Origin of the sequence: Nonomuraea salmonea (genome assembly GCF_042428605.1) — a bacterium.
Classification (GTDB): domain Bacteria; phylum Actinomycetota; class Actinomycetes; order Streptosporangiales; family Streptosporangiaceae; genus Nonomuraea; species Nonomuraea salmonea.
Genome location: NZ_JBHMCF010000041.1, coordinates 119,599 through 136,357 on the forward strand (window position 1 = coordinate 119,599; position 16,759 = coordinate 136,357).

General features: G+C 73.3%; 15 protein-coding genes. 4 read left to right on the forward strand and 11 right to left on the reverse strand.

Annotation, left to right across the window (positions count from 1 at the left end):
- Positions 1-4 precede the first annotated feature (4 nt).
- The 4 genes from ACFFR3_RS37980 to ACFFR3_RS37995 form a co-directional block, all read right to left on the reverse strand.
- Positions 5-2,662 carry an AAA family ATPase gene (locus tag ACFFR3_RS37980; protein ID WP_379484697.1) on the reverse strand — a complete coding sequence of 886 codons (2,658 nt, stop codon included), beginning with the start codon at positions 2,660-2,662 and terminating at the stop codon, positions 5-7.
- A gap of 95 nt (positions 2,663-2,757) precedes the next feature.
- Entirely contained in the window at positions 2,758-3,360 is a 603-nt protein-coding gene (locus ACFFR3_RS37985) for a TetR/AcrR family transcriptional regulator (protein ID WP_364382115.1), read from the reverse strand.
- Positions 3,357-4,814 carry an FAD-dependent oxidoreductase gene (locus tag ACFFR3_RS37990; RefSeq protein ID WP_364382118.1) on the reverse strand — a complete coding sequence of 486 codons (1,458 nt, stop codon included), beginning with the start codon at positions 4,812-4,814 and terminating at the stop codon, positions 3,357-3,359. Before ACFFR3_RS37990 ends, ACFFR3_RS37985 begins: the two co-directional genes overlap by 4 nt.
- An 83-nt stretch (positions 4,815-4,897) precedes the next feature.
- Positions 4,898-5,341, reverse strand: coding sequence for a CBS domain-containing protein (locus tag ACFFR3_RS37995; protein WP_345385121.1), 444 nt, complete (start codon positions 5,339-5,341; stop codon positions 4,898-4,900).
- Between the two features lie 169 nt (positions 5,342-5,510).
- Here ACFFR3_RS37995 and ACFFR3_RS38000 point away from each other — a divergent pair, with 169 nt between their 5' ends.
- From ACFFR3_RS38000 to ACFFR3_RS38015, 4 genes are all read left to right on the forward strand, one after another.
- On the forward strand, positions 5,511-6,146 hold the full coding sequence (locus ACFFR3_RS38000; protein ID WP_345385119.1) for a TetR/AcrR family transcriptional regulator: 636 nt from the start codon (positions 5,511-5,513) through the stop codon (positions 6,144-6,146).
- Positions 6,139-7,044 (forward strand): ABC transporter ATP-binding protein, encoded by a 906-nt coding sequence (locus ACFFR3_RS38005; protein ID WP_345385118.1) that lies wholly within the window; start codon positions 6,139-6,141, stop codon positions 7,042-7,044. Before ACFFR3_RS38000 ends, ACFFR3_RS38005 begins: the two co-directional genes overlap by 8 nt.
- A 1-nt stretch (position 7,045) precedes the next feature.
- Entirely contained in the window at positions 7,046-8,608 is a 1,563-nt protein-coding gene (locus ACFFR3_RS38010) for an ABC transporter permease (RefSeq protein ID WP_379484698.1), read from the forward strand.
- Positions 8,609-8,711: 103 nt separating this feature from the next.
- Entirely contained in the window at positions 8,712-9,938 is a 1,227-nt protein-coding gene (locus tag ACFFR3_RS38015; RefSeq protein ID WP_345385115.1) for a cation:proton antiporter, read from the forward strand.
- On the opposite strand, the gene ACFFR3_RS38020 is transcribed toward ACFFR3_RS38015, so the two are convergent.
- The 7 genes from ACFFR3_RS38020 to ACFFR3_RS38050 all read right to left on the reverse strand — a co-directional run bounded on the left by ACFFR3_RS38020 (position 9,933) and on the right by ACFFR3_RS38050 (position 16,754).
- On the reverse strand, positions 9,933-11,132 hold the full coding sequence (locus tag ACFFR3_RS38020; RefSeq protein WP_379484699.1) for a glycosyltransferase: 1,200 nt from the start codon (positions 11,130-11,132) through the stop codon (positions 9,933-9,935). The genes ACFFR3_RS38015 and ACFFR3_RS38020 overlap by 6 nt on opposite strands.
- Positions 11,129-11,581: a GbsR/MarR family transcriptional regulator gene (locus ACFFR3_RS38025; protein WP_345385112.1), complete on the reverse strand. Its 453-nt coding sequence runs from the start codon at positions 11,579-11,581 to the stop codon at positions 11,129-11,131. Before ACFFR3_RS38025 ends, ACFFR3_RS38020 begins: the two co-directional genes overlap by 4 nt.
- 45 nt (positions 11,582-11,626) lie before the next feature.
- A complete protein-coding gene (locus ACFFR3_RS38030; RefSeq protein ID WP_345385111.1) occupies positions 11,627-12,577 on the reverse strand; it encodes a cyclase family protein in 951 nt (316 codons plus the stop codon).
- A gap of 18 nt (positions 12,578-12,595) precedes the next feature.
- Positions 12,596-13,822, reverse strand: a complete 1,227-nt coding sequence (locus tag ACFFR3_RS38035) for an FAD-dependent monooxygenase (protein WP_379484700.1) — start codon at positions 13,820-13,822, stop codon at positions 12,596-12,598.
- Positions 13,819-14,391: a TetR/AcrR family transcriptional regulator gene (locus ACFFR3_RS38040; RefSeq protein WP_345385108.1), complete on the reverse strand. Its 573-nt coding sequence runs from the start codon at positions 14,389-14,391 to the stop codon at positions 13,819-13,821. The genes ACFFR3_RS38035 and ACFFR3_RS38040 overlap by 4 nt, the downstream gene beginning before the upstream one ends.
- 68 nt (positions 14,392-14,459) lie before the next feature.
- Positions 14,460-15,449 carry an alpha/beta hydrolase fold domain-containing protein gene (locus tag ACFFR3_RS38045; protein WP_379484701.1) on the reverse strand — a complete coding sequence of 330 codons (990 nt, stop codon included), beginning with the start codon at positions 15,447-15,449 and terminating at the stop codon, positions 14,460-14,462.
- A 129-nt stretch (positions 15,450-15,578) separates the two neighbouring features.
- Positions 15,579-16,754, reverse strand: coding sequence for an FAD-dependent monooxygenase (locus tag ACFFR3_RS38050; protein WP_379484702.1), 1,176 nt, complete (start codon positions 16,752-16,754; stop codon positions 15,579-15,581).
- Between the last annotated feature and the right edge of the window lie 5 nt (positions 16,755-16,759).

Sequence of the window (16,759 nt, forward strand, 5' to 3'; positions counted from 1 at the left end):
GGGCTCAGGCTCCGGTGGGACGCGCGCCGGCCGTGCGCAGATCGTGAATGACCGGCTGCAACCGGCCCGGCGTCGCGCTCCGCCGATCGAGTAGCTCGATCATGGCGATCAGGTGGCCGGCCCGGTTCGGCGCGGGCCGCAGGGCCATCTTCTCGCGTGCCGAACGGAACGCCTCGATGGCGTCATCCGCGCTGAAAGCCAGACCACACCTGGCGAACCCGAGGTAGTTCCAGGCCGAGACGTCGTCGTCATCGCGGCCGATCCGCTCGCCGGCCTCTTCGAGGAGCTGCGTGAAGCGCGCGCGGGCGTCATCGGCGCCCGGTGCGACCAGCGCTCGGAGCGCCGGGACGAGGAGCGGGCCCCCCGGCCGCCGGTACCGTGCCGCGCTCTCGATCTGCCGGGTGGCCTCGGCCACGTCGGCGGTCTCTCCCAGCAGGTACGCGTAGGACAGGCTCGTCCGCGCCCGGAGCAGGGTCAGCGGGTCGCCGAACGCCAGCGCGTCGTCGACCGCCAGATTCGCCACCGCTCTCGCCTCGTGGAAGAGCCCCCGCAGGAGGTTGATCCCGGCGGCTTCCGCGTAGTAACGCGCCCAGAGATCGGCCCGCTGCCCGCCCTTTGGTTGCCGGATCCGTATCTCCGTCCTCGCGATGGCCAGGAGGCCGTCGGCCTCCTTGTCCTCGGCGAGTTCGCTGTGCCAGCGGGCGAGCTTCAGAGCGAGGTCGACGCGCCGCCCGGCGGTCCGTTCGCCTTCCGCCGTGTGCGGATACGCGGGGTCGTCGGGCTCGCCCATGGCCTGACGGGCCAGATCCAGAGCCTCGTCGTAGCGTCCATGGTGCCGATGGCAGTCTGCCATCCCCTCAAGGGCCCCCATCCGCACCGGCCGGAGCTCTGGATCGTCGCGGATGATCGCGTCGCAGTCCTTCCTGGCCTTGTCGTACGTGGTGAGGGCCTTCTTGACGTCGCCCTGCCACCAGGAGGATCCGGCCAGGTTCACCTCGATGCGGATGCGGTTGGGCTCGTCTTCCAGAGCGTCGGCACGGAGCATCGCGTTGCCGTACGCCTCGATCGACTCGGTGAAACGTCCTTGCGCGGCATAGAGATGCCCGAGCGCGTTCTCGTTCTGCTGCGCCCAGATCGGTTCGTCGAGCCGTCCCCTGAGCGCCTCGCGCTGCTCGGTGAGCAGGAACTCGCAGTTCCAGACGCTCAGCTTCGCATCGAGGTACTCGATCAGCTTGTACGCGTGGAAGAAGGTCACGCCCGTACGGAGATGGGCCCGCACACCGGCGAAGTCGACGCGCAGGTCCTCGATGCCGCTGGGATTCCGAACCCGGCGCTTGTACAGCTGATTGGCGCTGTCGAACAGCAGGATGCTCTGCCGCGCTTCACTGAGCCGGACGTCCGGCGCGCCGCGTCCGAGCCAGTCGGCCCCGGACGGCGGCAGGTGGTATTGGCCGTCCGGGGTGGTCTGGACGACGCCCTTCGCCACCAGCGTCGACAGCATCTCCTTCACCTCGTCCTCGGGACACATGTCCTTGAGGACGGCGCACACCCCGGCGGCGTCGATCGCCGTGCCGAAGGCGTCCAGGGCTTCCAGGACCCGCCGTGCGGTCAGGCCGAGCACGTCGGCCAGCTCGTCGACGAGGGCCCATGACAGGCCGTCGGCCCCGGGGTCCAGCAGGACGGCGTTGAGCCTGCGTCCGTCGCACGCGGGGGAGGCGAGGATCGCGTGGGCCAGCTCGGCGTGCCGCGGGTTGCCGTGCAACCGCTCGTACCGGGCGGTGAGGAGGCCGGCCAGGTCATGCCCCGTCGCTTTGTCCAGCTCGTCCAGGTAGCGGGTGAAGTGCTCGACGGGGAGCGCGCCGATCTCGAGCGAGGCCGCCATGGCCGGCCAGACGTGTCGTTCGGACGCCTTCGGCGCGGTCCGGGTCACCAGAACCGCGTGGACCCGGTGGCCCGGCGTGGTGGCGAGGATCTCGAACGCCTGATTCAGCTCGTCGCTCGCGATCTCCCCGGTCCCGGTGTCCATCAGATGCTCGGCGTTCTCGACGACGATCACCAGGGGTCGTTCCCCGAGCGCCTCCACCGTCGCTCGGAAATGGTCGGGCGGAGCCGCGCCGTCTGGAAGGTGCTCCCATGCGATGGCCTGGACCCCGCTCAGCCGTTCCATGTCTTCGACCAGCGCCTTCAAAGGTAATCGCCGGTCGGGAGCGGCCTGGTAGGAGATGATGTGCGGGCGTGCCGGTGATCGACGCCTTTTCCGCAGCTCGTCCAGGACCGCGTTCACGAGCCGCGACTTCCCGGCGCCGCCTGCACCGCTGACGATGACCACGCCACCCGGCTTGCCGAGCAGCCGCTCCCGCAGGGCGGTCTGCTCGGCCTTCCGGCCCTGCATCGGCATGGCCGGGGCGACCGTCTCGACAGGAGGCAGGGCGGCGGGACCGACTCGCGGCGGCGTGCCGCGCTCGACGTGCCCGGCCTCATTCGCGGCCCGGGCCGGGGCCTGCTCGTGGCGGGTGGTTCTGTTCTGGAGGAAGAAGAGGAGGAACGCGACCGCCGGGCCCAACGCGCCGGCCACCCAGCCCGCCTGGTCCACCAAGCCGTTCTCCTGGGGATTGACCAGCAGCGCGACGGTAAATGGTGTGACCGCTATGCCCCCGGTCAACACCCACCGTCGCCACCCGTCTGGCCCCACCCCGTCATCATCGCGCCATCGACATCACCGAAAAAGTCAGGTTTCTGCCACCTTTTCGTGCTCCGTCACCGGGGGTACAGCCCGATCTGCCGGTAGACGCTCTTGAGGTAGTCGAGCATGCCGTCGGCATCCGGTGGGTCGGGCTGGAGGACGCGCCAGGTGACGGCTCCGGCCATCATGTCGATGAGCACGTCGAGGTCGGCGTCCTCGGCCACCGTGCCGTCCTGCTGGGCGCGGCGGAGCATGGCGGTGGCCAGTTCGCGGCGGGGCAGGACGTGGTGCCGCCAGTAGACGGCCATGAGCTGCGGGTGGCTGACGGCCGCGCCCATCATGCGGGCGACCAGCGCGCGGAAGGCGGGGCTCGCGGTCGTCTCCGCCGCCGTCTTCAGCCCGGCCTCGATGATGTCCTGCGGCGCCAGCGCCCGCACCTCGCCGGTGGTGGGCACCATGTCGGCGCTGACGAGCTGCTCGACCGCCTGCGCGATCAGGTCCTCCTTGGTGGTCCAGCGGCGGTAGACGGTGAGCTTGCCCACCCCCGCGCGCTTGGCGATCTGCTCGATGCTGGTGCCCTCGACGCCGCGCTCGATGAACAGCTCCAGCGCGGCACGCAGGATGGCGGCGTCGGTCTCGGGGTCGCGGGGGCGTCCGCGTCCTCGGGCTGCGGTCAAGCGAGTGCTCCGTCCAGCCAGCGGGTGATCTCGGCGGGGCCGCCCTTGCAGGCGAGGTGGGCGTCCGGGCGTACGAGCATAGTGGGCGCGGGGCCGGTCGGCCGCAGGTGGACCACGAGGTCGCCGAGCCGCCGGCGGGCCGCGTCGAACGCGGCGCCGTCGCCGAGCACCGCCCAGCGGCCGCGCAGCTCGGCGTGCAGCCGGGTGGGGGTGCCGTCGGGGCGCGTGCAGTCCAGGTCGGGGATCCGGTCGCCGGGACGTGGCCGCCGCCCGCCGCCCCCGAGCGGCCCGCGCCGGTAGCTGACCCACAGCTGGGACGTCGTGTACGTGACCCGCCGCTGCAACCAGGCGATGTTGAGCACGGGAACGAGAACCCGGTCGCGCAGGAAGCGGCCGAAGGGCCCGGAAGCGATGTTGACCTTGGTGGTGGCGCTGCTGCCGCGCAGCACCTGGGTGGCCAGCGGGCGCCGCTCGGCCTCGTACGTCTCCAGCAGCCGCTCCCCGGCCCCGCCCCGCACGACGAGGGCCAGCTTCCACGCGAGGTTCTCGGCGTCGCCGACGCCGGTGAGCATGCCCTGCCCGCCGAACGGCGCGTGCACGTGGGCCGCGTCCCCGGCCAGCAGGACGCGCCCGCGCCGGTAGGTGTCGGCCAGCCGGCGATGCACCCGGAACAACGACGCCCACGACGCGTCGAGCAAGCGGATGTCCCGCAGGCCCGTGCGCTCGGGCAGGATGCGGCGCATGCGCTCGACGATCTGCTCCTCGCCCGGCTTGTCGTCCTGGAAGGCGGGGTCGTAGGCGAGCAGCCGCCAGTGCCCGCCCGGCATGGGCATCGCGCCCAGCATGCCTTCCTGATGCACCCAGCCGCTCGTTCCCGAGCGGTCGAGGGCGGTGTCGAGGCGGGCGTCGACGAGCAGGAAGCGTTCGCTCAGCTTGACGCCGGGGAAGCCGATGCCGGCGAGCTTGCGTACGGTGCTGCCGCTGCCGTCGCAGCCGACCAGCCAGCGCGCCCGCACGGTACGCCCGTCGCCCAGCACGGCGGTGACGCCGTCGGCGTCCTGATCGGCGGCGACCAGGGCGGAGCCCCACTCCGGTGCGCCGCCCAGCTCGGCCAGGCGGTCGCGCAGCCGCGCCTCGACGCGGGCCTGGGAGATCACCATCGGGGGAGCGGCGGTCTTCATGCCGGGGTCGCCGAACCTGATGCGCATGATGGCGCGGTCGCCGGCGTAGGTGGTGATCGTCATCGCCCTGACCGACTCCTCGGGCAGGCCGCTGAGCGCGTCGAGCCGGTCGAGCACCTCGGAGCCGCGCGCGTGGACGAAGTTGGCCCGCGACGTGGTGGCCGGGGCCGCGGCCCTGTCGATCACGCGTACGGAGACGCCGTGCTGCAGGAGAGCACACGCCAGAGCCAGGCCGACCGGCCCGGCACCCACTACGAGAACGTCGGCGTCCATCGCCACCCCCTCAATAATTAACGGAACGGTATCGTAAACAAAATAGAGCGCCGCTGTCCATGGCCCTCCGCGTCAGAGAACCGTCAGTCCGCGACCGCCCAGTCCATGAGCGCCTGCAGCGTCACCGCGCCGATCAGCCGCCCGTCCTCCACCACCGCCACCAGCGGGCTGTGCGTACGGGCCATCAGCGCCGCCATCTCCAGCACGGTCGCGCCCGGGTCGGTGATCGGCAGCTCGCGCGGCTGCTCGGGAAGGGCGTCGCGGACCGTGCGGCCGGTCAGGGAGCGCAGGAAGCGGTCGGCGTGCGCCTCGTCCACCACTCGCGCCAGCGCCGGGTCGTCCTGGCAGTACGCGGGCACCGCGAGCCGCAGCACCTGGGTGCCCGGAAGGATGCTCAGTGGCCGGCCTCGCTGGTCGAGCACGATGAGGCCGGGCAGCTTCTGCTCGGCCAGCAGCTTCGCGGCCTCGTGCACGGAGGCGTCGAGCGTGACGGTGGGGAAGGGCGCGGTGAGATCGCGGGCGCGCATGCGAGGGGGCCTCTCATGATCGACGGTTACGGCATCGCCGACCAGACTTCCCGGCACACCGACCACGAACGTACCAACAAGGAGCGGTCCGGCGTGGTGAATTCGATCAGCGGCGAAAAACTCGGCCGGTATCTAGATATGGGAAACCATATCTGTATATGGTCGCGGCATGAAGGACAGCAGCGAGAGACCGCTCGACGACCTGACGGCGCGCGCCAGGATCAGGGACGCCGCGCTGGCCCAGTTCGCCGAGCGCGGCGTCAAGGCCGCCCGGCTGCAGGACATCGCCGCGGCAGCGGGCGTGTCCGTGGGGCTGGTGCAGCACCACTACGGCACGAAGGACGGGCTGCGCGACGCCTGCGACGCGTACGTCCTCGACCGGCTCGTCGGACGCTCGAAGGACGAGGTCGCCAAGCCGGACCCGGGCGGACTGGCCGCCCTGTACGACGGCAGCGAGCCGATGGCCCGCTACCTCGCCCGCGCCCTGGTGGACGGCAGCCCCGCCGCCGACGCCTTCTTCGAGGGCGCGGTCCGGGTGACCGAGGAGTTCCTGACCGGCACCTGGCCCGACCGCTTCCCCGCGGGCTCGGCCAAGGCCCGCGACGCGGCCGCCGTGATGAGCGCGATGCATGCGGGCACGATCGTCCTGCACGGCCACCTCGGCCGCAGGATGGGCGTGAACGTGCTGTCGGGCGAGCACGCCACCGCCATCGGCGCCGCCATGGCCGACGTGTACGCCGCCATGGGCGACTTCGTCCGCTCGCCGGCCGGCCGCCGGATCACCGGGGAGCACGACGATGACTGACCCGATCGAGATCACCGGCCTGGTCAAGACGTACGGCAGGACCCGGGCCCTGGACGGCCTGGAGCTGTCCGTCCGCCAAGGAGAGGTGCACGCCTTCCTCGGCCCCAACGGCGCGGGCAAGACCAGCACGCTGCGCATCCTGCTCGGCCTGCTGCGCGCCGACGCCGGCCACGTCCGGCTGCTGGGCGGCGACCCGTGGCGGCAGACCGTCGAGCTGCATCGCCGGCTCTGCTACGTGCCCGGCGACGTGCGGCTGTGGCCGGGCCTGACCGGGGGAGAGGTCATCGACGTGCTGGCCAGGCTGCGCGGCGGCGTCGACCCGGCCCGCCGGGCGGAGCTGATCGAGCGCTTCGAGCTTGACCCGGGCAAGAAGACCCGCGCCTACTCCAAGGGCAACCGGCAGAAGGTGGCGCTGATCGCCGCCTTCGCCTGCGACGCCGAGCTGCTGCTGCTCGACGAACCGACCTCCGGCCTGGACCCGCTGATGGAGGCCGTCTTCCGCGACTGCGTGGCGGACGAGCGAGCGCGCGGCAGGACGATCCTGCTGTCCAGCCACCTCCTGGCCGAGGTCGAGTCGTTGTGCGACCGGGTGACGATCATCCGCGCCGGACGCACGGTCGAGACCGGCACGCTCGCCGACCTGCGCCGGCTGACCCGCACCGCGATCACCGCCCGGCTGCCCGGCCCGCCCGGCGGGCTGGCGGCGCTGCCCGGCGTGCACGACCTGGCCGTGGACGCGGACGGACAGGTGCGCTGCCAGGTGGACACCGGCGAGCTGCCCGGAGTGCTGGCCCGGCTGGCGGCACTCGGCGTCCGCGAGCTGACCGCCGGGCCGCCCACCCTGGAGGAGCTGTTCCTGCGCCACTACCAGGCGCCGCTCTCCGGCAGGGCGGGCTGACATGGCCGGGACGACCGCGCTGATCCGGCTGATCCTGCGTCGCGACCGCGTCTGGCTGCCGCTGTGGCTGCTCATGGTCGCCGGCTTCGCGTACGCGACCGTCGCCACCATCGAGACCCTGCTGCCGACCCTGGAATCGCGCCGCCAGTACGCCGAGCAGATCGCCGCCAACCCCGCCGTGCTGCTCATGCAGGGCCCCGCCTACGAGCTGAGCGTCGGCGCCATCGCCGCCCAGCAGCGCGCCGCCGCCACGATGATCTTCGCGGCGCTCGGCAGCGTGCTGTTCCTGGTCCGCCACACCCGCTCCGACGAACAGGCCGGGCGGCGCGAACTCCTCGGAGCCGCGCCGGTCGGCCGGCACGCGCCGCTCACCGCCGCGCTGACCGTCGTTCTGGCCGCGAACGCCGTCCTCGCCGTCCTGATGGCCGCGCTGCTGACGGCGGCGGGCGTGCCGGCGGCCGGCTCGCTGGCCTGGGGCCTGGTCGCGGGCTGCGGCGGCGCCCTGGCCACGGGCATGGCCGCCGTCGCCGTGCAGCTGACGCGCGGCGCCCGGCCGGCCGCGGTGGGCACGCTCACCCTGTTCTTCGCGCTGTACCTGGTCCGCGGGGTCAGCGAGCTGACGGGCGCCGCGTGGCTCGGCTGGCTGGTGCCGACCGGCTGGCTGCTGCGGGCACGACCGTACGCCGGCGAACGCTGGTGGGTGTTCGCCGCGGCCGCCCTGGTCGCCGCCGGGCTGGTGGCGCTGGCGTACCGGCTGGCGGAACGCCGTGATCTCGGCGCCGGGCTGCTGCCCGATCGCGCGGGCCCGGCGACGGCGGCGGCCTGGCTGCGCACCCCGCCGGCCCTGGCCTGGCGGATGCAGCGCGCGGGGGTGGTCGCCTGGCTCGCCGCCGCCGTGCTGTTCGGGCTGGTGCTGGGGTTCGGCGGGCAGGAGGCGATCGAGCGGTTCGGCCGGAGCCCCGGCCTGGCGGTGTGGGCGTCCAGGATGGGCGCCGCCGGCGCCGCGGAGGTCTTCTACGGGCTGGTGATCTACGTCTTCGGCGCCTACACCGTCGCGCTCTGCTCCCTGCTGATGCTGTCCAGGCTGTGGCGGGAGGAGGCGGACGGCAGCGCCGAAGCCCTGCTGGCGGGGCCGACCGGGCGGCTGCGGTGGGCCTCGGGACACGTGGTGATCGCCCTGGCCGTGCCCGCGCCGCTGCTGGCTGTCGTCGGCGTGCTGTGCGGGATCGGGGCCGGTGACGTGCCCGGCATGCTCGGCATGACCATGGCGCTGCTGCCCGCCGTCTGGGTGCTCACCGGTCTCGCGACCGCCGCTTACGGGCTGCTCGGCCGGGCCGGAGCCGTCGCCGCGTGGGCGGCCTTCGCGCTGGTCGTGCTCCTGGAGTTCGGCTGGGAGATCGGCGTGCTCGGCGACGGCGTCTTCCGGCTGTCCCCGTTCGCGCACGTGCACTACTCGGCGCTCGCCGACCCGGGGCCGGTCACCATGGCCGCGCTGAGCGGCGTCGCCGCGGCTCTGCTGAGCGTGGGCCTGGCGGCGCTGCGGCGGCGTGACCTGATCGGGTGAACACCGGCGAATCGGGTGCTGTTACGGTAGGTCCCGGTGTGCCGGGAAGTCTGGTCGGCGAAAATCTCCAGCTTCGGATGTCGACCGGAGGTCTCCGCCCCCCATGCTCCTGACAGCGTTCGCTCTCCTGCTCCTGCTGGCCGTGCTGCTGTCCAGCCTCGCCCACCGCACCATCCTGTCCACGGCGGCGCTGTTCCTGGTCGCCGGGTTCGTCCTCGGCGACGGGGCCCTGGGCGTGGTCTCGCTGACGGCGGCCGACCCGCTGGTGGCCACGCTGGCCGAGCTGGCGCTGTTCGCGGTGCTCTTCACCGACGGCATGCGCGTGGGCTGGCAGGATCTGCGCAGCGCGTGGCGGCTGCCCGGCCGTGCCCTGGGCTGGGGGCTGCCGCTCACGCTGGTCATCACCGCGGTCGGCGCGCACTACCTGCTCGGGCTGGGCTGGATCGAGGCGCTGCTGGTCGGGGCGATCCTGGCGCCCACCGACCCGGTCTTCGCCGCCGCGCTGGTCGGCAACGAGAAGGTGCCGCCCCGGCTGCGGCAGCTGCTCAACGTCGAGTCGGGTGTCAACGACGGGCTCGCGCTGCCGTTCGTGCTGGTGTTCCTGGCCATCGCCGCCGGCTCGCACGACCTGCACCTGGGGGAGCTCGGTCTGGAGCTCGGCCTCGGCGTGCTGATCGGCGTGGCCGTGCCGTGGCTGGCCATCAAGCTGGAGCAGACCCGCTGGTTCGCCGCCTCCACCCAGTACGAGCCGCTCAACGCCCTGGCCATCGGCCTGCTCGTGCTCGCCATCGGCAAGGCCACGCACGGCAACCTGTTCCTGGCCGCCTTCTCCGCCGGCATCACCGTGGCCACCTTCGGGCCGCGGCAGCGCGAGTCGTTCGAGCATTTCGGCGAGCTGATCGCCGAGCTGTTCAAGCTCGCGGCGCTGCTGGTGTTCGGCGCCCTCATCACGCCCTCCCTGCTCGCCGTGGGCTGGCAGGGCTGGCTGTTCGCGCTGGGCGCGCTGGTGCTGGCCAGGCCCATCGCCATCTGGGTGTCGTTCCTGCGCGCCGGCCTGTCGATGCGCGAGCAGGCCGCGGTGGCCTGGTTCGGCCCGAAGGGCTTCGCCTCGGTCGTCTACGGCCTGCTCGTCCTGGCCTCCGGGATCGGCGCCGCCCAGCAGGTGTTCCAGATCGTGGCGGTGACCATCGTGGCCTCGATCCTGCTGCACTCCTCGACCGACATCGTGGTCGCCCGCTGGTTCGACGACGAGCGCGAGCTGCCCGCCTGGTACGGCGTCGCCCGGCGGATCCGCGGCTCGAAGGAACGACGCGACGAGCCGGCCTCATGAGGTGATGCGGGCGATGGCCGTCGCGACGCCGTCCTCGGCGGTCACGCGGGCGGCCAGCCCGACGGCGGCCGGGGCCAGCGGGATCGCCGCCTCGATCGCGGTGGCCAGGAGGTCGGGGGTGAGGCGGCCGGTCACGGGGGCGGGTGCGACGCCGAGCCGGTGCAGGTGGCCGGCCCAGAACGGCTGGTCGCCCAGGAACGGGCGCACCACCTGGGGGACTCCGGCGCGCAGGGCGGCGGCCACCGTGCCGATGCCGCCGTGGTGGACGGCGACCGCCACGCGCGGGAACAACCACTCGTGCGGCGCCTCCTCGATCACCAGGACGCCGTCCGGCTCGCCCTCGGGGCGCAGCGCGCCCCAGCCGGTGGACAGGACGGCGCGGCGCCCGGTCAGCCGTACGGCCTCCAGCACCGTGGCCGTCAGCGTGCCGGGGTCGCCGCCGGCGGAGCTGCCGAAGCCGACGTAGACGGGCGGGTCGCCGTCGTCGAGGAAGCGGGCCAGCCGCTCGGGCGGCGTCCAGTCGCCGGTGGGCAGGGACCAGAAGCCGGTCGGCCGGGCGGCGGCGGGCCAGTCGGCGGGGGCGGGCAGCAGGTGCGGGCTCCACGCGTGCAGGACGTCGCCCGCCTCGACCAGTGCCGTCACCGGCCTGGGCGTGCCGCGCAGGCCGAGCTTGTCCGCCCGCCAGCCGCGTACGGTGCGCCGGTACGGCGCCTCGACGGCCCCCGAGATCCGCCAGCTCGCCCGGTTGAGGCCGCGTGGCACCCGGAAGGGGAGGATCGGCGAGGGGAAGGCGGCGGTGGGCAGGTAGAGCGGCACCAGCAGGCCGGCCAGGGCCGGGACGCCGAGCTTCTCGGCGATCGAGGGGCCGCCGAGCGATTTCGGGTGATATATCACGACGTCGGCCGGCTCGGCGGTGAGCGCCGCCTGGTCGTCGAGCATCCGGCGCAGCATCGGCTTGACCGAGCGGGCGGCGGTGATGGCGGCGCGCACGCCCTGCCCGCGGACGGTGTCCTGCAACCCCAGCATCTCGTCGTTCAGCGGCGCGAACTCCACGCCATGGGCGGCGGCGAGCGGCGCGAAACGGCGCGGCGCCGCCAGCAGCGGCCGGTGCCCGGCGGCCCGCAGCCCGAGGGCCAGCGCGAGGTACGGCTGCACGTCGCCACGGCTGCCCACGGTGATGAGTAAGGGTCTCATCGGCGGTCCTTGAGCTCGTCCCACTCGTCGAGCAGCCGGGGGAAGCGGTCCATCATGAACGCGTACATGTCGCGCATGAGCTCCAGCCGCCGCCGCCGGACCGGGTCGTCGCCCACCGCGCGCAACCCCTGCTCGGCCAGGGCGCGGAAGCCGTCGAACTCGGCCAGCTTCGCGCGGAAGGCGCGGGCGAAGACGTCCTCCGCCAGGCGGTGGCGGTCGCGCCGCTCGCCCCTGACCCTGAACCGCTCGATCAGCCCCGCCTGCTCCAGCTGCCGCAGGGCCACGCTCATGCTGCTCTTGGCCACGCCCAGCGCCTCGGCCAGCTCCGGCGCGTCGGCGCCGCCCGAGTCGGTGGTCAGCAGCAGGCCCATGACCCGGCCGGACGTGCGGCTCAGCCCGAGCCGCTCGTAGAAGAGGCCGGCGTCCTCCACGAACTCATCGACGCTCATGCCCCGATGCTATCGCTTTGTTCGGGTTGATCCGAACAAAGCGAATCAGAAGGTGGCGATCGGGTTGACGGGGCTGCCGGAGGTGCCGGCGAGGCGGAGAGGGGTGAGGGCGAGGTGGAAGTCCCACTGGCCCAGCTCGGCGGCCGTGGCCGCGCACGCCTCCAGGTCGCAGTTGTCCAGGAGCCACAGGCCCATCGCGACGAGGGCCACCGCGTGGACGGGCATCAGCACGTCGTCGTAGCCCGACGGCTGGACCTCCTGCGGCGTGTCGGCGCCGATCAGGGCGACGCCGCGCTCGTGGAGCCACGGCAGGCAGGAGGCGTGCCAGCCGGCCTGCGTCCAGCCGTTGTCCGACGCGCCTTCGTGGCGGGCCCGGCCCTGGCCGGTGCGCAGGAGCACGGCGTCTCCTGGGCGTACCCGGACGTCCTGGCGGCGTTCTGCCGCCTCCAGGTCTTCGGGGAAGACGCCCTGGCCCGGCTCCAGCCACGGCACCTCGCGGACGGCCGCGACGTCGAGCAGGACGCCGCGGGTGACGATGCCGTTCGCGGCGGCCGTGACCGTGCCCCACCCCGACCCCGTGGCGGCGTCGACCAGCTCGTGCGACCGCCCGTTGTAGAGCTTGCCGTCCCAGAAGATGTGGCACGGCGCGTCGAGGTGGGTGACGGTGTTGCCGTGGAAGGTGAGGCCGAGCCGCTCGGTCGAGAAGCCCCAGCGCCGGTCGTTGGCGAACGTCGGCGACGGCATGTTCGCGGCGCCCGGCATCTCGGCCGCGCACGGGCAGGCCATCGTCGAGCGCTCCATGTCACCGGGCGCGGCGACCTCCCACGCGCACGACACGCTCCTGCCGTGCCGCACGGCCCGCGCCGCCGCCAGGCGGACCTCGTCGGTGATGTGGTTGAGCGTGCCGAGCTGGTCGTCCTCGCCCCAGCGCCCCCAGTTCGACAGCGTGTCGAAGTAGCCGAGCACGTCGTCCTGCGTGCGTCGCTGCGTGGTCATGCGGGCATCCCTCCGGCCTCACGCGGGCGTCAAAGGCACGCTACCGCTCACCGGGCCGAGCGGGCGATCACCGGCGCGGCGCAGGACGTCGGCGAGCGTGACGTCCTTGCCCGTGAGGAGGGTGGCCAGGCGGTCCATCACGAAGGGCACCCGGCTCAGCCTCAGCATGAGGCGCCGGATCCGCAGGTCGGCCGGGGTGGCGGGCAGGAACCAGCGGGCCAGCGAGCGGGCGTTGCGCTGCCGTTCGGCGACGACCGGCCGCCACAGCCGCTCGAAATCGGCGAAGGCCGCCTCGATCGACGGCACGCGCACGAGCCGGTCGGCCAGCAGGTACGCCCCCGCGATCCCCAGCGACGCGCCCTGCCCGGCGATCAGCGACACCGCGTACGCGGCGTCCCCGAGCAGGACGACCCGGCCCGAGCTCCACCGCGGCAGCTCGATCTGCGCGACCTGGTCGTAGTAGATCTCCTCGGCCGGCGGGCACTGTTCGAGGGCGCGCGGCGTCACCCAGCCGAGGCCGGCGTAGGCCCGCCTGATCTCCGCCCGAGGGTCGCCGGGCAGCGCGGGGTCGGCGCTGCGGTGCACGGTGAACGCGGCGACGCGGCCGTCGCGCAGTGCGTAGAAGCCCATCTGCCGGTCGACCGAGTCGGTGAGGCGGAACGCGTGCTCGGTGGCGGCGTGCACGTCAGGCGCGTCGAAGGTGAACGCCGCCGTGTGCAGCCCCAGGTGGCGCAGGTAGCGCTCCTCGGGCCCGAACACCAGCCGGCGCACGGTCGAGTGGATCCCGTCGGCGCCCACCAGCAGGTCGGCGTCGAGGACGGTGCCGTCCGCGAGCGTCGCGGAAACGCCGTCGGGGCGCTCGGTCACGCCGGTCAGCGCGGTGTCGTAGTGCAGCTCGACCTCGGCGGGAAGGTGCTCGGCCAGGACGGCCTCGATGTCGGGGCGCATCATGCTCATCAGCCGGCCGCGCGCGAAGCTCTTCGTCAGGACCGTGGCCCTTGGCCGGCCGTCCGCGCCGACGAGATGCCCTTCCTCATAGTGGTACGCCGCCCGCTCGAACGCGGGCAGCAGCCCCATGGCCTCGACCGCCTCCAGCCCGGGACCGAAGAAGTCGATCATGTACCCCTGGGGGCGGCGCCCGGGAGCCCGTTCGACCAGCACCACCTCGCCGCCCTCGGCCGCGAGCCGATGGGCCAGGGCCAGCCCGCTGATGCCGGCTCCGCAAATCACTGTGCGCACGGTCATTCCTCCTTGGCAGGGTCGGTGAGCAGCCTGCGCAGCACCGCCGAGGTGTCGTCGGCGGTCAGGCCGAGGCCGCGGTGCAGCAGCAGGCCGTCCACGCAGGCCGCGAGCACGGCGGCGGTCGCGTAAGGGGCGGGCACCCCGTGCCGCTCCAGCGCCGCGCCGAACCGCTGACGGAACCCGGTGATCAGCGCGGCGATCCGCTCACGCAGCTCGTCGTCGCGGGTGCTCGCCAGGTAGGCCTCGACGAACAGCAGCGAGGTGGGGTCGGTGCCGGTGTAGGCGTCGATCGAGGCGAGCATCGTCCCGATCGCGGCGCCGGGCTCGGGGGTGCTCGCCAGCAGCCCGTCCATCTCGGCGAGCATGGCGCTCATCCTGCTGATCGCGGCCTCGTTCAGCAGGCTCGCCAGCGAGGGGAAGTGGTAGTGCACCACGCTGGGCGTCACCCCGGCGCGCTCGGCGAGTGTCCGGGTGCTGACCGCCGTCCAGCCGCGTTCGGGGATGAGCTCGGCCGCCGCGTTCAGCAGGCGTTCCCGTACGGCGCGCCCGCGCTCAGCCGCCGGTGATCTCATGGCACCTCCGAATCAGGGCAGTCGTCCTGTACGACTGCCCTGATTCTACGCACGCCCGGCGCAGAAGCTCAAGCCGGGCCTGGTTCGCGGGGGCGTTCGAGGAGGAAGTGGCGCTCGGGCGCGTCGTAGGCGGCACGCAGGTGCCGGCCGATCATCGTGATGGCCGCACGCGCGGTCTCCACCGGCCTGACGTGGGTGAACCCGTGATCGGAGCGGGCGAACTCGCGGTGCTCGACCTTCGCGCCCCGCGCCCGCGCCCGCTCGGCGAACGCGCGCATGTCATGCCTGAGGGCGTCCAGGCCGCCGGTGAGGACGAGCAGCGGCGGAAAATCCCCGAGCCTCGGGTACGCGGCCGGCGACACGACGGGATCGGCCAGGTCGGCGCCCGCGAGGTAGGTCGCGCGGACCATCCGCGGTATCCAGGCGCCGATCATCGGGAACCGCAGCGGCGACGTACGGCTCTCGTCGGGCAGCGTGAAGTCCGACACCCCGTACTCCAGGCTCGCCGCCACCGGCGCGGGCCTGCCGTCCTGCAACGCCTGGACGATCACGCTCAGCGCGAGCTTCGCGCCCGCGCCCGCCCCGCCGGCCGAGACCCGGCTCTCGTCCCAGCCCCACACGCCCGCCTGGCCGAGGATCCACGCATAGACGTCGTAACACTGCTGCTCGGCGACCGGGAAGCGGACCTGCGGAGCCACGTCGTAGTCGGGCAGGACGACGTAGCAGCCCACCTCGCTCGCCAGGTACCTGGCGACGTTGTCCGCCTGCTCGGGACGGCGGGCCATGAACGCGCCGCCGTGCAGGAGCAGGTGGACGGGCGGCCGCCGCCCGGCCGTCCGCTGCGCCTCGATGTCGGCGGAGATCGGCCGGTACAGCAGGGCGCCGACGTCGCCGTGCCGGGTCGGGATCGTGATCCTGGCCGGCACGGTGAGCGGTTTCGTGGCGAAGCGCAGCTTCGGCGACTCCAGCAGCACCCGGCTCAGGATCGGGAAGCCGGCCTGGAACGCGCGGGCGAGCAGCGCGGGCCGCCAGGCGATGGCCGCGTCTTTGAAGGGCATCGAAGAAGCTCCTGGTGTCGGGAGGGCGGCCGGCTCGCCGATGGCGCCGAAGGGGCTGCACCGGCGAGCCCGAGGGGGGTCAGCCGAGCCGTCGCGCGCCCGGATGGGGCAGGCGTGCGATCACGGCCGTCATGCCGCCCGTGCCTCCTTCGCCCGTGCCTTGGCGAGCCTGCGCTCGCGCATGGCGCAGGCCAGCCGCACCGCCACCGAGCGGACGACCTCGATGGGCACGTTCGACGGCACGAACAACTGCCCCTTCACCCGGGCGAGGTGCTGATGCCGGACGACGGACGGCCGCAGCTCCGACTCCCAGGCGGTCAGCGCGGCGTCGAGGGAGTCAGGGTGCTCCCGCAACGCCCGGCCGAGCTCGGCCCCGCCCCGCAGCGCGTACGTGGCCCCCATGCCCGAGTAGAGGTTCAGGCACCACGCGGCATCGCCGGTCAGCATCACCCGCCCGCTGCTCCACCGGGGCATCTTCACCTGGTGCACCGAGTCGAACAGGAAGTCGGGCGTCTCCTCCAGGGCGTCCAGGGCGTGCCGCACCACGGGGTCGTCCATGTCGGCGAACACCTCCCGCAGCCGCTCGACCCTGGACCCGGCGAACTCGGCGTCGACGTCCGAGGTCCGGTACGTCAGCAGCACGGTCGGCGGCCGGTCGGCGAACCCGAACACCCACGCGGCCCGGCCCGCACGGGCGACCGTGATGCTGTCGGCCTCCTCGAACGACGGCACCTGCTCCTTGAGCTGGAACGCGCAGATCATGGCGTTCCACCCGACCATGTGGTCCTCGTGCGGCCCGAAGACCATGCGGCGCACCTCCGAGCGCAGCCCGTCCGCGCCGACCACCAGGTCGAAGCTCTCCCGGCGCACCTCGCCCGTCGCGGTGTCCTCCAGGAGCACGCGCACCTCGGCGCCGGTGTCGTCGATGGTCAGCGGCCTCGTGCCGAACCGCACGGGAACGTCCCCCTGCACGCCCTGCCAGAGCGCGGCCTCGATGTCCCCGCGGACCACCGCCGCCGGGTCGCCCGGCTGGTGCAGGAAGCCGAGGCCGGGTTCGAGGTCGCCGCGCCGGGTCAGCGACCACGCCTTGCCGCCGCCCGGCGGGTTGCGGGTGTGCAGGTGGTCGCGGATGCCGAGGTCCGTGGCCGCCTGCCGGCCCTCCGGCATGAGGCCGACGAAGTAGCCGCCCCGGCGGCGTTCCGGAGCCCGTTCGACGATGACCGGCTGCCAGCCGGCCTGCCGCAGCCCGATCGCCGCCGCCATGCCGGCGATGCCGAGCCCGGCCACCAACGCGCGTCTCGCCATGTTGG

Coding starts and splice junctions, on each gene's coding strand:
- ACFFR3_RS38010 (WP_379484698.1), top strand. CDS start 7,046: ATGGCCGGGACGACCGCGCTGATCCGGCTGATCCTGCGTCGCGACCGC.
- ACFFR3_RS37995 (WP_345385121.1), bottom strand. CDS start 5,341: ATGCGCGCCCGCGATCTCACCGCGCCCTTCCCCACCGTCACGCTCGAC.
- ACFFR3_RS38045 (WP_379484701.1), bottom strand. CDS start 15,449: ATGCCCTTCAAAGACGCGGCCATCGCCTGGCGGCCCGCGCTGCTCGCC.
- ACFFR3_RS37990 (WP_364382118.1), bottom strand. CDS start 4,814: ATGGACGCCGACGTTCTCGTAGTGGGTGCCGGGCCGGTCGGCCTGGCT.
- ACFFR3_RS38000 (WP_345385119.1), top strand. CDS start 5,511: ATGAAGGACAGCAGCGAGAGACCGCTCGACGACCTGACGGCGCGCGCC.
- ACFFR3_RS38030 (WP_345385111.1), bottom strand. CDS start 12,577: ATGACCACGCAGCGACGCACGCAGGACGACGTGCTCGGCTACTTCGAC.
- ACFFR3_RS38050 (WP_379484702.1), bottom strand. CDS start 16,754: ATGGCGAGACGCGCGTTGGTGGCCGGGCTCGGCATCGCCGGCATGGCG.
- ACFFR3_RS38035 (WP_379484700.1), bottom strand. CDS start 13,822: ATGACCGTGCGCACAGTGATTTGCGGAGCCGGCATCAGCGGGCTGGCC.
- ACFFR3_RS38015 (WP_345385115.1), top strand. CDS start 8,712: ATGCTCCTGACAGCGTTCGCTCTCCTGCTCCTGCTGGCCGTGCTGCTG.
- ACFFR3_RS38025 (WP_345385112.1), bottom strand. CDS start 11,581: ATGAGCGTCGATGAGTTCGTGGAGGACGCCGGCCTCTTCTACGAGCGG.
- ACFFR3_RS38020 (WP_379484699.1), bottom strand. CDS start 11,132: ATGAGACCCTTACTCATCACCGTGGGCAGCCGTGGCGACGTGCAGCCG.
- ACFFR3_RS38040 (WP_345385108.1), bottom strand. CDS start 14,391: ATGAGATCACCGGCGGCTGAGCGCGGGCGCGCCGTACGGGAACGCCTG.
- ACFFR3_RS38005 (WP_345385118.1), top strand. CDS start 6,139: ATGACTGACCCGATCGAGATCACCGGCCTGGTCAAGACGTACGGCAGG.